Below are 17,646 nucleotides of genomic sequence, written 5' to 3' on the forward strand. Positions count from 1 at the left end.
TCAATAGTTTACATAAACCCAACCAGTAATTGGCTCTCTGTCCGAATCGTTAAAATGAATGACATAGTAATAGGTAGCAGATGCCGATACCTTGTCATCGTTTATTGTTCTGCCCTGTGTAGAGCGTCCGTCCCACCATTCCGGCTCAGCCGTTGGGTCACCATTGTGTTGATAGCTGTATAGCTTATCGCCCCAACGGTTGAATATCTCATATCTGAAATTCGGGTAGTTCACCTCTAGGTTCTCGATTCTAAACACATCGTTAATACCATCCCCATTTGGTGTAAACCCTTCAGGAATTTTTATCTGAACAATTGGGTAGGCCTCCACACAAGCCTGATCGTCTTCAGAAAGAATGTTATTATTCGGTGTTGAATCAATATCTACCCCTATGGCACTAATCACCTCAGCACAGAAGTTGTAGCTATCCTCTCTGCCCACCTCCACAGTTAACTCTAGCCTGATAACTTCGTCTTTGGCGAGTCTATCTATGCTCCAGATACCAGCATTATTATCATAAATACCTTTTGAGGCAAAATCATCGATTAAGAGGTACCCGTCAGGAATTGAAGTAGCCACTTCTACCTGCTCTGCTACGCTGGCTCCAGTATTCTTGAGCTCAACAATTAGGGTTGTTTCGGTACCAATAACTGGCCTTATGTCCGAAGACACTGCCAGTTCAAGATCGATTGCTGAAACAGGTTGATAAGTTAAACTGGTGTAATCATCCTCGGTAGTATCTCCATTGTTTGGCGTAGAGTCCACATCGTTTTGATCGGCTGCAATCACTTCGGCAGTTACCTCATAGCTTGCCGCCTCATCTAAAACCTCGAAAATAAAGGTAATTTCTTTGCCCTGTCCGCTGTCTACACCACCTACGACCGTCCAAGTACTACTCACCTCATCAAAGGCTTGGCTCGTATTTACCACTCTAAGGCCATCAGGAATTTTGAATCCGATGACTACGCCAGATGCCGGGTTCAAAGACTGATTGAGTACTGCAAAATTGGCTGTTACTTGCGAACCTACGAATGGCGTGTTGCTGTCTGCGGAAGACGATAAAGACAAGTCAATGGCATTGCTCGGAATAATATCATTGATTTCTGAATGATCCGCCTCTGTTGGGTCATTATTGGCAGGAGTAGAAACAGCGTTTTCATTTACACTGGTTACCTGACCAACAGCGGTATAGGTACCACTAGCATTAACCTGAGCCTGAATTTCTAAAGTTGCCGCTTCGCCTGCTCCAACCTCCATTGTACCTACTACCCAAGCCCTCGTTACAGGATCGAATGTACCTTGGCTAGCAGTATAGCTTACAAAGCTAAAACCGGTACCCAAATTGCCCGATACAATTACGCCTGTCGCTACGGACGGCCCCTGGTTCATTAACGTAAATGTGAAGGTGATTACTTCTCCAGTTTCAGGCGCTGTGTTGGACACCGCACTTGTCAGCACTAAGTCAACCAGTTTCTGGATGTCTAGATCTAACTCAGCATAATCGTCTCCCATTTGATCGTTAGGAGAAGAATCGGAATCGTTCTGCCCTGCCCCTATTACTTCGGCCGACAAATCATAATCGCCTGTTGCCTCAACTTCTAAGCGAAGTATTAACTCTTGGCTTGCACCGACCGCTAAACTATTGATTGTCCAGACCCCAGTACTTGAGTTGTAGTTCCCTGTGCTTGAACTGACTACCGTATAACCACTTGGAATTGGTACCGATACTTGTATTTGAGTTGCAGTACTCGGCCCGTTGTTTTCTATAGTGGTAGTAACAACCACTTCTTCTGCTACCGTTGGCGACATATTATCTGCCGTCATCGATACCTCTAAATCAATCTGAGGTATTGGTGTTACTTGAACAACTGCTTGGTCGTTGGTAGCATCAGTATCTGCTCCTGATGGGGCGTATGCAGAAATAGATGCTGTAGTTTCATAGTCCGTAGCCGCTGCTTCCAAAACCCTCGCAAAAATCTTTAGCGCTTCGGACTGCCCCGAAGTAATACTTCCGTTGAGCAACCAATTACCATTTCCTTCTACATAAGTACCATTTGTAGCCGTATAACTCACAAAAGTATAGCCTGCTGGCAGCAGATCGGTAACAACCACACCTGTTGCGCTACTTGGACCTGCATTAGAAAGTGTAATGTCAAATTCTACAACCTTATTCACTATTGGCGTACTATTCGAAACCGAATTAGTAACAATCAAATCGAATACTGGAATTGGTACTATGTTGTTGATCTCGGTATGGTCCGCCTCTGTTGGGTCATTATTGGCAGGAACAGATACTGCGTTTTCATTAACACTAGTAACTTGACCTACTGCAGTAAAAGTACCACTGGCATTTACTTGCGCTTGGATTTCCAAGGTTTGTGCTTCAGTATCTCCAACGTCCATTGTACCTACAATCCACGCCCGTGTAGTAGGGTCAAAAGAACCTTGTGAAGCGCTGTAGTTAACAATACTTAAGCCAGTACCCAAATTGCCCGATACAATTACGCCTGTTGCTATAGATGGCCCTTGATTCATCAATGTAAATGTGAAGGTAATCACCTCTCCAGTTTCAGGCGTTGTGTTGGACACCACACTTGTCAATACTAAGTCAACCAACTTCTGTATGTCTAAATCTAACTCAGCATAATCGTCTCCCATTTGATCGTTAGGAGAAGAATCGGAATCGCTCTGCCCTGCCGCTATTACTTCAGCCGACAAATCATAATCGCCTGTTGCCTCAACTTCTAAGCGAAGTATTAGCTCTTGGCTGGCATTGGCCGCCAAACTATTGATTGTCCAAATACCCGTATTAGAATTGTAGTTCGCTGAATTAGCACTTACCACCGTATAACCACTTGGAATTGGTACCGCCACCCGAACCTGTGTTGCAGTGCTCGGCCCCTTGTTTTCTAGCGTAGTGGTCACCACCACTTCTTCATTTACAAAAGGTGCCAAATCATCAGCATCCATCGACACTTCCAAGTCAATTTGAGCTACAGGGCTTACCTGAACACTTGCTTGGTTATTAGATGCATCTGTATCCGCATTGGCTGGCAAGTAACCAACTAGTGTAGCGGTATTGGTGTATTGCGAAGGATTGTTCACTTCAACCACACGCGCAAAGAGTTTCATAGATTCGGTTTGCCCCGGCAGTAGCAACGAATTCAGATTCCAAAGTCCCGAAGCCGAATTATAAGTTCCGGCCGTTACGGTTGACGTGAGGTAAGTGTAACCCGCTGGCAGTAAATCGCGGACAACTACATTTCCGCCATAACTTGGCCCTGTATTAGCAACCACCACGTCAAACTCTATGGCATCTCCAATTGTAGGCGTTGTGTTGGAAACTGATTTGCTCACTGAAATATCTAGCGCTCTAATTGGCTCAAGGGTGAGTAACACTTCGTCATCCTCAAACACATTGTTATTGGCAGGCGCAGAGTCTACGTCTTTCTCGTTTTGTGCCGAAACAGCCACAAGGCTGGTATATTCACCAGCGTTGTCTACAGTTGCGGTTATTGTTAATGTAGCTGTATTTCCATTTACCAAACCGCCAATCTGCCAAGTGCCAGTGTTAGCATCATAAGTTCCGTCACTTGCGGTACTACTCTTATAAGTTAGTCCTGATCCTAATGTATGAAGCACATTTAGGCCTGTTGCATCGCTCGGGCCGTCATTACTCGCACTTACAGTGAAAGTCACCTCATCATCCACTACTGGGTTCAAGTTACTCGCTGTTTGTGCTAAACTCACATCAACCAAACCAATCTCAAAGAGCGTGATAGATGTATAATCATCTTCATCAACCACACCGTTATTCGGGGTAGAGTCAACATCTGTTTCATTCGCAGCCGTTACTTCCATCGTGTTTTCATAGTCTCCTGCGGCCAGCACATCTACTACTACTTGCAAACGCTTGATCTCACCTGCAGCCAAACTACCTACAGTCCAATCGCCAATTGCATCATTGTAATCGGCCGATGGATTGGCAGAGACAAAGCTTACGCCAGATGGCAATAGATCATTTACCACCACCCCGGTTGCCGTACTTGGGCCGCGGTTACCTACGGAAAGTGTGAATGTAACACGTTCGCCAACGGTAGGGATAATTTTACTCACTTCCATTAACACCTCAAGGTCAACCTGAACGATTGGAGTAATGGTAGCTGATGCGGTATTGTTAGAAACATCCACATCGGTACCAGCCGGAGCATATGCCGTAATTGCTGCGGTAGTTTGGTAGTTGGCCGGAGTGTCTTCCAACACTCTGGCGAAAATCTTTAATTCCTCTGTTTGCCCAGAAATGATGCTTCCATTGAGCGTCCAAACCCCAGTACTTTCTACATAGGAACCATTGGTGGCCGTATAGCTCACAAAAGCGTAACCGGAAGGCAAAAGGTCTGTAATCGAAACGCCCGTAGCCGCGCTTGGGCCAGCATTCGACAGGGAAACATCAAACTCTACCACCTCATTTACCACTGGCGTGCTGTTGGTTACTGAATTAGTAACAACCAAATCGAGCACACGAACAGGTGTTATTGTAATGCTTTCCTGATCATCTTCATTCGGATCGTTATTAGAAGGAGATGAGTCTACATCAACCTCCGTTAGGCCTGTCAATTCGCCCGTATTGGTATAGACACCAGTACTTAAGACTTGCGCCTGCACAGTTAGCTCTGCCGTTGCACCTGCAGTCAATCCACCCACATTCCATGAACCTGTAGATTCATTGATACTTCCGGTAGAAACTGTTGCTGAAACCAAGCTAAAGCCTGAACCAAGTCTATTTGTTAGGTTTACACCTGTGGCATCGCTTGGGCCATCGTTAGTAAGTGTAAGCGTGAAAGTAACATTGCTACCTACCGTTGGCGTGGCATTGTCTACCACCATAGCCAAACTGATGTCTACCAAGGCGCGAGGAAGGATTACAACAGAATCGTAGTCATCCTCTTCTTCATCGCCATTATCAGGTGTCGAATCCAAATCTTCTTCATTAGCAGCCACAATCTCTGCCGCCAATTCATAATCGCCCGAGGCGAGTACTATGGCATCGATCAACAGTTTTTTAGTTTCATCCTTAGCCACCGTACCAATGCTCCAAATACCTGTAGTAGCATTGTAGTTAGAAGGGGCTGAAGAAGAAACGAACTGTAAACCGCTTGGTAAAATAGATTCTGCGGAAACCCCTGTGGCCGTGCTCGGACCCGCATTGGTTACAGCCAAAGTATAAGTAACCAAATCACCTACTTGCGGAATCGGCTTATTCGTGCTCTTAGTTAACGAAAGGTCGATTGCTGACTTTGGCGTAAGGGTTATTGAAGAGGTATTGTTCGTAGCATCAGTATCTGCCCCCGCTGGTAAATAGTCCGTAATTTCGGCCGTATTGATGTAGCTATTCGGGTCAGGGTTTTCAAGCACCGTGGCTGCTAACTGCAGCACTTCACTTTCACCTACACCCAGCGGCTCGCTCAAAGCCCAAACACCCGTAGTCTTATTATACTTTCCATTGGTAGCAGTGGCTGTTACAAACTGAAAGCCCGGATTGAGCAGATCAGTTACTTCAATATACTGGGCTGTACTTGGGCCGTTATTGGTCACCGTTATGCTAAACCCAACAGGTTGGCCAATTAGTGGACTAGCGTTCGATGTAGTTTTTACCACTTGCAAATCCAGTACTTCAACTGGGGCAATTGTTACCTCGGCTTGGTCGTCTTCACTGCTATTGTTATTGTTTGGCGAAGAATCCAGGTCATTTTTCTGGGAGCTTGTTACCTCCGCTACGTTCACATAGTCCCCGCTTTCTTGTACCAAGGCGGTCATCATCAAGGTAGCAGACGCACCCGATGCTAATGTTCCTACCGTCCATACCGCACCTGTTTCGTTATAAGTTCCTTGCGAAGCTGTAGAAGAAACAAACTGCAAACCATCGCCAAGTCTATCTGTTATAGCTACACCTGTAGCGGTGCTTGGACCATCGTTAGTCACTGTAACGGTAAAGTTCACATTGGTGCCCACATTAGGTGCAGCATTATCAACTGTTTTTGTGAGGCTTACATCAACTAAATCCTGCTCCATCACCGGTACCAAAGCAATATCATCTTCCGTCCTATCCCCATTATTCGGAGTTGAATCTTCATCTTCTTGATCAGCAGCTATTACCTCTGCAAACGAAGTATAGTCCCCGTTTGACAGAACATTAACCTTTATAATCAATTGCGCAGATTGACCAGGCGCGAGAGTTCCTACATTCCATTCACCCGAAGCACGATCATAATTACCTGGTTGATCAGCAGAAACGAAAGAATACCCTGTGGCAATCGGGCTAGTTACCACAACACCTGTTGCTGTACTTGGCCCTTTATTTACAACTGTGATAGTGAAATCAATTTCTTCACCCGCATTTGGCAAATACTTGGAAGCTCTCTTTCGTAACTCTAAATCAATTTGTGGAATAGGTGTGAGCGTAATACTTGCGCTATTATTCGTAAGGTCCACGTCAGTGTTGGCAGGCTGATAGCTGGTGATCTCAGCAGTATTTTCGTACTGTGCTGCCGCAGCCTCTACTACTTTAGCCACTAACTTCAGGCTTTCTGTTTCACCCGATAAAATATCCGTATTGATTGTCCAGATACCATTGGCCGCGTTGTACTGACCAGAAGTTGAGGTAAAGCTCACAAAGCTAAAGCCTGCCGGTAAAACGTCTTCTACCTGAACAGCTGAAGCAGTGCTTACACCCTGATTGGCAACACTCACGTTAAACTCGGCCAAACCACCTACTTTTGGAGAACTGTTAGTAGCAGTTTTGGTAACAACTAAATCTAAAACACTCTGTGGTGTAATCGTTACCACCGCCTGATCATCTTCTGTCGGGTCGTTATTACCAGGACTAGAATCCACATCATTTTGATTGAGCTTGGTTAGCTGCGTATTAAGTCGATATGCTCCCGCATCTAATACGGTGGCTGTTATGGTTAGCGTTTCTGTAGCTCCTTCTGCCAAGCCAGATAGAGACCAAGCACTACTTGCTGGAACAAAGCTTCCGTTAGAAACCGTATTACTTACATAAGCCAAGCCATCGGCCAGTATGCCACTTATTACCAATCCGGTAGCATCGCTCGGGCCAGCATTATCAACGGTAATGGTGAAGGTTACCTCATCGCCAACATTTGGTGTACTATTATTCACGCTCGCACTTAGGCTAACATCAACTAGCTCTGTCGGGAATACATACAATACCGCCTGATCATCTTCTCCTCCACTTTTATTACCCGGTGTAGAATCAATATCATCTGGAGAAGCCGTTTTCACCTCTGAACCGACTCCGTAAAGCCCCGTTTTAAGCACTTCGTAAGTCACGTCTATACTTACCGATGTGCCCGATGCCAAAGCACCAATATTCCAAAGTTTGTTTGGCACGTCTACTGTACCATCTCCATTGCTCGAAACATAGCTCAAACCGTTACCAGTACCCGTTTCTACCGAAACATTACTAGCATCGGAAGGGCCTTTATTTTCCAACACCCATGTAACTACAATCTGCTCGCCCACTTTCGGATAAAGATTATCGGCTGTTGCAGAAAGCTCCAAGTCGATGGTTTGCTGAGGTGTTGGGCTTACAGTAGCTGTATTGTTAGTTGCATCATTATCAAGTCCAGTTGGTGTATAATTCTGTAAGGAAGCTGTGTAGCTATAATCTGCTGGGGCAGCACTTGGCAGTACACTTGCTTGCACCAAAAGTGTAGCTTTCGCTCCGGAAATTAAGGTGCTTGAAAGCGTCCACTCTCCTGTTGTAGCATTATAAGTTCCTACGGATGGAACAGTCCTTATCAAATTATAACCAGCCGGAAGCGGAGCTGAAACCACAACATTTTGGGCAATGCTTGGCCCTTCATTCTCCAAACCAATGGTAAACTCAACCAAAGCTCCCGCTAATGGCGTTTGGTTAGAAACCGCATTGGTAACAACCAGATCGAGTGTTTTTGTTGGTACAATTACCTCTTGGGTACCATCATCTTCAGCAAAGTTGAAGTTACCCGGTTCGCTGTCCACATCATTTTCATTGAGCGAGCTTACATCGGCTACCAAAGTGTATTTACCGGCATCGCGAATTAGCACTGTGAGCGTAAGTGTAGTTTGTTCACCTGCGTTCAGAGTTCCTATTTGCCAAATTTTGGAAGAAGCCGTGTAAGTACCGTTTTGCGCAGTTGATGCAACCAATTGGAAGCCTGTTCCTAGTTCGGCCGACACATTTACTCCGGTAGCCACACTCGGCCCATCGTTCACCACGGTAATCACAAATTCTTCTTGATCGCCAACCAGCGGATTGGCCGCACTAAAAGCTGCGCTTAAGCTCACATCTACTAGACTAACAGGCACTAGGGTAATCGTATCCTGGTCATCTTCAGTATCAATACCGTTGCCTGGGGTAGAATCTAAGTCCTGTTCGTCTACAGCAATCACTTCAGCAATTAGCCCATAATCACCGGTAGGCAAAACTGTTGCTTCTCCTTGGAGCGTCACCGATTGATTAGGCCCCAAAGTCGCAATGCTCCAAATGCCCGTCACTAAATCGACTCCTGCGGCTGGTGTTGTAGAAACTAAGCTGAGGCCGTCTCCCAACACATTTTCAACCTGAATATTATTGGCTGTGCTTGGCCCTGAATTGGTAAGCTTAACGGTAAATGTGGCGTTACTACCAATTGATGGCCTGATTACATTTGAAGTAACCTCAACCGACAGGTCCGCAATGGATACAGGAGTAATTGTAACCGTATCGGCATTGTTACTAGCATCAGTATCTAGCCCGGAAACCGTCTGTAGTTTGGCAATGTTTCGATACCCATCGGCAGTAAAGGTTTCCAGTACTTTGGCCGTAATTTGCAGCGCAGTAGACTCTTGAGAAGTTAAAGCCTCGGTTAGTGTCCAAAGCCCTAATTCATAATTGTAAATTCCATTTGTGGTGGAATTGGACACATATTGAAGACCGTCTGGTAAAACATCTGAAATTTTAATACCAGAAGCTGCGGTCGCTCCGATATTGGATACACCCACCGTGAAAGTCAGTTGATCCCCTACGTTTGGTGTAGCGTTATCCACCATTTTCTGTACCCTGATATCCAGTGCTTCAACAGGCACGACAGTTACCGCATCCTGATCATCTTCACTCAATTTATTATTACCTGGAGAAGAGTCGCTATCCAACTCGGTATGCCCGGTAACCTCTGCAATATTCACGTAAGATCCCGTTGAATTTACCGTGGCGGTGATGGTCAAAGTTTTAACGTCTCCTACCGTTAATCCACCCACAATCCATTCACTGGTAAGTGGGCTGTAAGTGCCATCGCCAGTATGCGATTCGTAGATAAATCCAGACGCTAGTTCATCGCGCACACTCACATTAGAGGCTACATTTGGCCCTGCATTGGTTACTTCCAAAGTAAAGGTTACTGCATCGCCAATATGAGGGTTTACATTATCAACCGACTTGGTTAAACTCACATCAATCTTGGCATTTACCGAAGTTTCTACCAAATCTTGATCATCTTCTGTAGCCAAACCGTTATTTGGCGAAGAATCCGGATCGAGTTCATCAACCGCTATTACTTCAGCTACGTTTTGGTAATTTCCGGAAGGATTAACCCTAGCAGAAATTGAAAGTGTTGCCGTTGCTCCATTCGCCAAACTTGGCACCGACCAATACTGTTCATCATAGGTTCCATCTCCAGTCGAAGACACAAATGTGTAGCCATTAGGCAGTAAATCTTCTACCAGAATATTATTTGCATCGCTTGGACCATCATTGGTTAGTGTAAGGGTAAATGTTACCGGATCGCCAACAACATGTGTTGCATTGTCTACTGTTTTGGTGAGCGATAAATCTGCTACATCTACCGGAGTAAGATTATCCTCATCATAATCGTCTTCCGTAGGTTCATCATTATCAGGTAAAGAATCAGGATCCTCATTATCCGAAGCAATAACTTGTGCTATGATTTTATAGGGGTCGGTACTTGCATCGGTCTTTACTTTGGCCAGTATGGTTACATTTTCTGATGTACCCGCAGGTAAATTATTCAAACTCCAAAGGCCATTTGCACCATCAACCAACCCGCTTGTTGCGGTGTAACCGTCAAACTCTAAACCCGATGGCAATTGTGCTTCAATCAATACATTTGTTGCATCACTCGGGCCATTATTTGTCACCTCAATGTTCAGGTTAATCAACTCACCTATAAAAGGATCTTGTTTGGCGTATGCAACATCAACCGACAGGTCGGATACAGGCGTAGGCGTTACCACCACTGTTGCCTGGTCATCTTCATTACTATCATTATTGTCGACCTCAGAATCTATATCAGGCTGGGTTAAACCAGTAAGTTCTGCCGTGTTATCATATTCACCAGTTGGCAATACCCTAGCGTAAAGCGAAAGCGTTTCACTGTCTCCGTTGTTGAGTGCACCTATAAACCAATCGCCAGTAAGGGCATTGTAAGAACCTCCCGAAGCCAATGAAGTAACCAAAGTATAGCCAGTTGGCAACAGATCGGTTACTACCAAATTAGTAGCGGTTGTTAGGTTTGTCCCACTGTTTTCAACCTTCACCTCAAAACTTATGAGCGACCCAACCCTTGGTGTTGCATTCGAAACTGTTTTGGTTATGCTTACATCAACCAAGTCTTGAGGAGTGACCGTTTTAGCGTCCATATCATCTTCACTCAATACACCATTATTCGGACTCGAATCAATATCTTTCTGATCCAAGTTGATCAGCTCAGCGGTGTTGACATAAATACCCGTTGGATTAACTAAAGCTGTAATCAGTAATACCTGCTCTTCTTCCGCAGCAAGATCACCAATTGCCCAATGCCCTGAAAGCACGTCATAAGTCCCTTTGCCCGGTACATCAGACACATAAGTAAAGCCACTGGCTAGTAGATCTTCAACCGTTACGTTAGTAGCATCACTTGGCCCATTATTCACCACAGTAACGCTGAATGTAACATTGCTACCAACAAAAGGCTGTGTTGATGTAACGTGTTTTACTACTTCAATATCCACAACATCAACTGGTACAGTAGTTACGCTGGAAATATTATTTGAAAGATCAGCATCTGTTTCGTTTATGGCTGTTACCTCTGCAGTATTCTCTCGATCTCCGGTTGGCAACACCCTTGCTTTAATCAACAGAAACTCCTGCTCATCTGCTGCAATGGCGTTATCCAGTTCCCATAACCCAGTAAACTGATTATAAGTACCTGTGCTAGAAGAATATGAAAGATAGGTGTAACCACTAGGAAGTAAGTCAGTCACTTCAATACCAGAAGCTTCACTCGGACCGAGATTATTAACCTCCACCGTAAAAGTGACTATGGTTCCTACATCTGGTGTAGGGTTGTCTACCGTTTTTTCAACGCTTAAATCTATCAAGGCTTGCGGTGTAAGTACTACACCATCTTGGTCATCTTCATCAATCACACCGTTTGCTGGTGAAGAGTCTCTATCTACCTCATTATGGAACATTACCTGCGCCAAATTGGTGTATTCGCCAGTAGCGTTTATCGAGGCCGTAATCTCTAGTGTTTTACTTTCTCCTGCACCTAAAGTACCTGCTTGCCAGCTACCAGTAGTAGGGTTATAAATTCCACCAGTATGAGACACATAAGAAAAGCCCGATAACAATACATCCCTCACAATTAAGCCGGAGGCTTCGCTTGGACCATCGTTTGCGAGCACCAATGTAAACACCACGTTTTGCCCAATAAGTGGGCTACTGTTATCCACGGTTTTAGTCAGGCTTACATCAATTAAACCGTCTTGCGTAGTACGCACTACATCTTGGTCATCTTCTTCCAGCTTATTGTTATTTGGTGTGGAATCAATGTCAAATTGATCAGCCTCAATTACTTCAGCTCCGTTGCTCAACGTACCTTCTTGCGTTACTTTTGCCTGAATATTTAATACTCGGGTTTCACCATGGTCCAGAGCGCCAATTTGCCATAGACCCGTGCTTGGGTTATAAGCACCCTCTCCATTGTCTGCCAAATACTGATAGCCCGTTGGCAAAAGATCTTTTACTACCACACCCGTGGCATTAGACGGACCATCATTGCTCACCGTAATCGTAAAGACGATATTCGATTCTAACAGCGGGGTTAGCTGATCTACTTCTTTGCTAAGCGAAAGGTCAATAAACTGTGGCGTTAGAATCAATGCACTTTCATCGTCTTCCAACTGCAAACCAGAATCGTTATTTGGTTCTGAATCAGGATCGTACTGGTCGCTAGCCGTAACCTGGGCTACATTTTTGTAACTCGTAGCCTGCCCTTGTGGTGCAACTACTTTCGCCTTGTAAGTAAGCTCAACCGTAGCACCATTTGCAATGGCCAGCCCACTCCATGCTAAAGTGTCTCCACTAGTAAACCCTCCATTTGAGGCCGAATTTGCCTGATATTCATAGCCGTTTGGCAAAACATCTTGAATGGCAACACCACTTGCATCGTTTGGCCCAGCATTGGATAAAGTGAGTTTAAAGTCCAGTACATCACCAATATTGTATGGGCCAGATTGCGCGACACTCTTTACTAAGCTTAGGTCTGCTTTTAGAGGAACTACAGAGATCGTATCCTCATCATCCTCCAATTGGAGATCGTCAAAGTTATTTGGGGTTGAATTCAGATCAGCCTGATCTGCAGCAGCCACTTGAGCAATGTTCTTGTAAAAGAGAATACCATCATCAGTTGGTGCCAAAACCTTTGCTACAAAAGAAACTGAAGCCGTTGCTCCATCAGCAATGTCTCTAAATGGCCAATTAATTCGCCTGCCCACTTGCACGCCACCATCATTAATAGTCACCACTTCATACCCCAGTGGAAGTAAGTCCTGAATAACCACGTGAGTGGCCTCGTTTGGCCCATCATTCTTCACCTTAATGGTAAAGGTTACCGCTTCATTTACATTTGGAGTGGCATTGCTCACTGTTTTTTCCAGCGAAAGATTGGCGCTTTGTGTATCGACCTGCTCAAAGTCTTCATCGTCCTCACTCTGATCTCCATCGTCATTATTTGGTGAAGAATCAGGGTCGAATTGATCGCTCGCAATTACCTCTGCTATATTGTAGTACACCAATTGTGTGGCGTCCTCTCTAATGCGTACCGAACGCACTGATGCTGTAAATGTAACGGTAGTGCTGCTACCATTCGGCACGGTTAAATTGTTCCAAAGTATGGTGCTACCATTTGAGGAACCACCATTCTGGATGGTTTCGAGTGCATAGCCCAATGGTAATACATCTCGAATAGCCACACCTGTTGCATCGTTTGGCCCATCGTTGCTAACGGTTATGCTGAATGTAACCACTTCATCTAGGTTAGGAGAAGAGTTCGAAACCGTTTTCTCTAATGAAAGGTCGGCCACTCCAATAACCGTAAGTATCATATCATCGGTACTGTTTGCACAGGCTCCTCCTCCCGATACCGTCCAGCGCAATTCATAAGTACCAATTACAGCTCCCGTTACGGCTGTTTTAGGATCATTAGCATCCACAAAGCTTAAACCTGGATCACCAGAAACAACAGACCATGTTCCGGTACCCGAAACTGGCTCAGTAGCTTCTAAGTTTATGGTTGCATTGGTTTGTGTAGTAATATCTGGTCCAGCTTCAGCCTGACTGATCACCGGATTTACTTTAACAATTACCGCATCGCTTAAGGAACAACCTGCCACTGCCGAATTACTTACCCAGTTAAACTGATAGGTACCGGCTGTCAAGTTCGTTACCTCCGTAGTTGGGTTGGTAGCATCGGTAAAGTTGGCAGTAGTTGGCCCCGATACAAATTGCCATTGGCCATTAACCACAGCATTAGCCGCCATGGTCGTGGTTATGCCTGTAGATACCGTAGGGCAAATTTCTTGATCTGGTCCAGCGTCTGGCGTATCAGGAGCCGGAGCAATGAATACTTCTTGGTCTGCAATAGAAGGTGGGCAAACATCATTACCGCTAGTTACTGTCCATCGGAAGGTATAAGTACCTGTTTGTGAAAGGCCAGTAACCGTTGTATTGTACAGGTTAGGGCTGCTAATAACCACTCCTGCCGGAATAGCTCCTCCATCAAAAGCTTCTAAAGTCCAGGTACCGATTCCCGCAGCAGGTGGCAATGCATCTAGTTGAACCTCTTCGCCTATACAGGTAGCCTTATCAGGTCCCACTTGTGCCTGCCCCGGATCGTAAACAAAAACCTTCATTACATCGGTTTTTGGTTGCGAACAGTCCAAAGCACCGGGTATAGTGAAATCAAATGTCCACTCTATTACATATGTTCCGGCTTGAAAGTTAAGTAGCTCTGCATTCGGATCATTCTCGTTGTCAAATGATGCTGTACTGCCTTCTGGCTGCTCAACAATTGTCCATGTACCTTCTACCCCGGGTTGTATAGGTGCTACACCCGCCATGTTAATGGTTAAAGCTGGGTTATCTGTACAAACAGATTGGTCAGGGCCTGCATCGGGTGTTTCGGCAATACTCGCCCCATTATTAATGGTTACTACATCGAACTGCCCCACGCAACCAAACCGCGCACTGGTAGAAAACTGAAATTGATAACTGTTGCCTGGCGTCATAACAACCGTGGCTGTATTATCACTTGTGGTTACTAAACTAGCTACCGCTGGCCCTCCTACTTGGGTCCAAGTACCCACCGCACCTTCGTTTGCCTTTAAGGTGTAATTGGTTACATCACAAAGGTTTTGGTCGTTGCCAGCACTCATAGGCGCCACCACTTGAATGGTTACATCATCAGTATCTGGCGGGCATTCCCCTACTCCTGTAGAAACCGTCCACCTAAATACATATTCACCCGAAATAAGGTTAGAGACATTTGCATTTGGATCTGAATAACTTGAGAAGTTAGGTGAATTCGGACCGCTCACAACAGACCAAGTACCAGAACCAACAGCAGGGCTTGTTGCCTGCATTGTGTAAGCTGATTGTTGGCAAAGCGCTCCACCATCTCCATCAATTCTGTTGGCACCGGCATCGGCAACGGCTGGCGACTCATAAAGTACAATGTTCACCTCATCCACTGCTTGGGTACAACTGCCATTGGACACCACCCAGTCAAATACATAATTTCCTGGTAAAACATTGCTGAATGTTGCGGTAGGGCTGGTAATATCATCAACGGTCCAACCTGCATTTCCTACTATTTGAACCCACTGCCCACTACTACCTGCCGGAAGTACGGCCGCCATGGTAAAGTTATCTGCACACACCGATTGATCAGGCCCCGCATCAGAAACCAATTGTTCTGAAATGGTGACTTCAACAGTATCAGTAGCCTCACCGCAAGACGGAAACAACACCTCCCTAGCAATCCAAGCCAACTCATAAACACCCAGCGTAGCTCCCGTCATCGTTGTTTTCGGGTCATTTACATCTGTAATGGTCAAAGTATTCGGCCCAGAAACCTGCTCCCAACGGCCAATACCCTTTGTAATTTCGTTGGCATCCATGGTGAAAGATGTAATTGCAGAACCGCCTTGAATAAGACATTGATCCTCACCGGCATCTGGTGTAGTTGGCCCTTCAGTACTATTGGTTCTTACTAAAACGGCATCTGAGCTTTCTCCACAAGCATTGGAGATTGTCCATGTAAATGTATAGTTAGTAGATGGCTGCAGTCCGCTAACTGTTGGGTTGGCGATGGCTGTATTAGAAATAGTAACACCCGTAGATGGGCTGACAGTCCAAAGTCCCGTTTCACCATCACCGGGAGTGTTTCCGTTCAACTGAAAATCTGTGCTGTAGCAAATTAACTTATCGCTACCGGCATTGGGTGTAGTCGGGTTGGCTCCAGAAACAGTCACGGTAATATCGTTCTGTTCATCTCCGCAAATAAGTTCTGTAGAAATAAGCCAACGGAACTTATACACCCCTGGCACTAAGTTAGAAACTGTGGTTTTTTGACTCGTTGGAGAAGTAATAGTTGCCGTACTTGGCCCCTCCACTTGCGACCATTGCCCGTCACCTTCTTCGGCTGCATTAGCAACCAATTCAGTACTGGTTACACTACAGTCCAGGGTTTGGTTTGTCCCCGGGTTTGAAGGTGTAGGTTGATTGGCAACAACCACTGTAGCCACATCAAAAGCAACTCCACACTCCACAACTTCGCCATTGGTTGTGGTAAATCGCTTAAACATCAATTCATACACACCCGACTCTTCAAACTCATATGTCAAGGTATTTCCACCAACAGACTTAAAGTTGGTAGTGTAAGGCCCTGAAATAATTCGCCACTCGGTTTTATTACCTCCTGTAAAAGTGAAAGGAACTTCAACTTCTAAATCGTTGCAGGTTCCTTCCAGTGCATTACCGCTGTTTACCGTGATAGAGGGTGCTTGAAGAAAATATTGAACAGTAACATCACCCGAGATGGTATTACAGCCAGTATTATCGTTAATTATACTATACCTGAACTTGTAAGTAGATGAACCATCCAAGCCCGTAACCAAAGTTGTAGGCTGATTATTTGGGTTAAAAACAACGCCTGCTGGGCCACTAACTTGTTCCCACAACACTCGCTCACCTGCATAAACAGGCGCATTTCCTTCCAGCGTAACCTGACTAACAGGCGAGCAGAAGAAATGATTGGCTACTGCTACCTCGGCATTGGTTACATTTTGAGTACCAGCCGGAACGGTTACCGTAACTTCATCAGAACCAGTAACACATGGGCCACTTACTGTCCACCTAAAAGTGTAAGTACCTTCCACCAAACCAGAAACACGAGCGCCTGGATCATTAATATTATCGAATGTTGGGTATGCGGGGCCCGAAACAAAACTCCATTCACCTTGTCCATCTCCAGCAAAAGAACCGTTTAAGTTTGTGGCGGTGGTTACGGTAAAACAGTTACTCAAAATCTGGTCGCTTCCGGCAGAAACAGGGTCCTCTGTACCGTAATTAGTAATAGAAATAACATCTTCGCTTACACAGCCATTTGCATTGGTTATTCTCCAAACCAAATTAGTTGTTCCAAAACTACCTTCAGGTAAAATCACATTAGTAGAAGGATTGCTTACATCCAAAACCGTTAGCTGGGCATCGTTGGCACCATTTTGAAAGACCCACTCGCCAGTTTCGTTAGCCCCCGGGCTATTGGCTTGAATTGAGTAAGTACCAGGGCAGCTATCGTTAAATGGCTGAACCTGTGACTCAGTGATTGGCAGCACTTCCACATTTACCGTTTGCGAAACCGTAGAACCATCTTCGCAAGTAGCAGAAAGTTTAAAAACGTAGGTTTGACCAGCCTGAACACCTAAAACACGTGTATTTAAATCGTTAGGGTTTTCAATAACTACGGATGGGCCTGATTCGAGCGCCCAAGTAGTAGCACCGGTTATCTTACCCGAAGCCCCCCCACTAAGGGTCACATCTTCATTGATACAAAAGCTTGCATCAATACCGGCATTTACTGAGCAGTTTTGAGCGTTAGTTAGAAAGGGGGCTAGCAAAAAAATGGCAATAAATACAGCGCGTACAGTATTGCCAATGCTTGCGCACCATAGTGTAGATGACAGGTCGTTGGTGGACACGTTTTAATGCTTGGTTCAACACTAAAATAGAATTTTTTAGTAAAAAAAAGGACTTTTCTA

At 45.2% G+C, this 17,646-nt stretch carries 1 protein-coding gene; it reads right to left on the minus strand.

From position 1 onward, the window contains the following. Positions 1-17,586, minus strand: coding sequence for a PKD domain-containing protein (locus BMW98_RS16390; protein WP_090259903.1), 17,586 nt, complete (start codon positions 17,584-17,586; stop codon positions 1-3). Positions 17,587-17,646: the final 60 nt, after the last annotated feature.

Origin of the sequence: Roseivirga pacifica (assembly GCF_900111145.1) — a bacterium.
In the GTDB taxonomy this organism is placed as follows: domain Bacteria; phylum Bacteroidota; class Bacteroidia; order Cytophagales; family Cyclobacteriaceae; genus Roseivirga; species Roseivirga pacifica.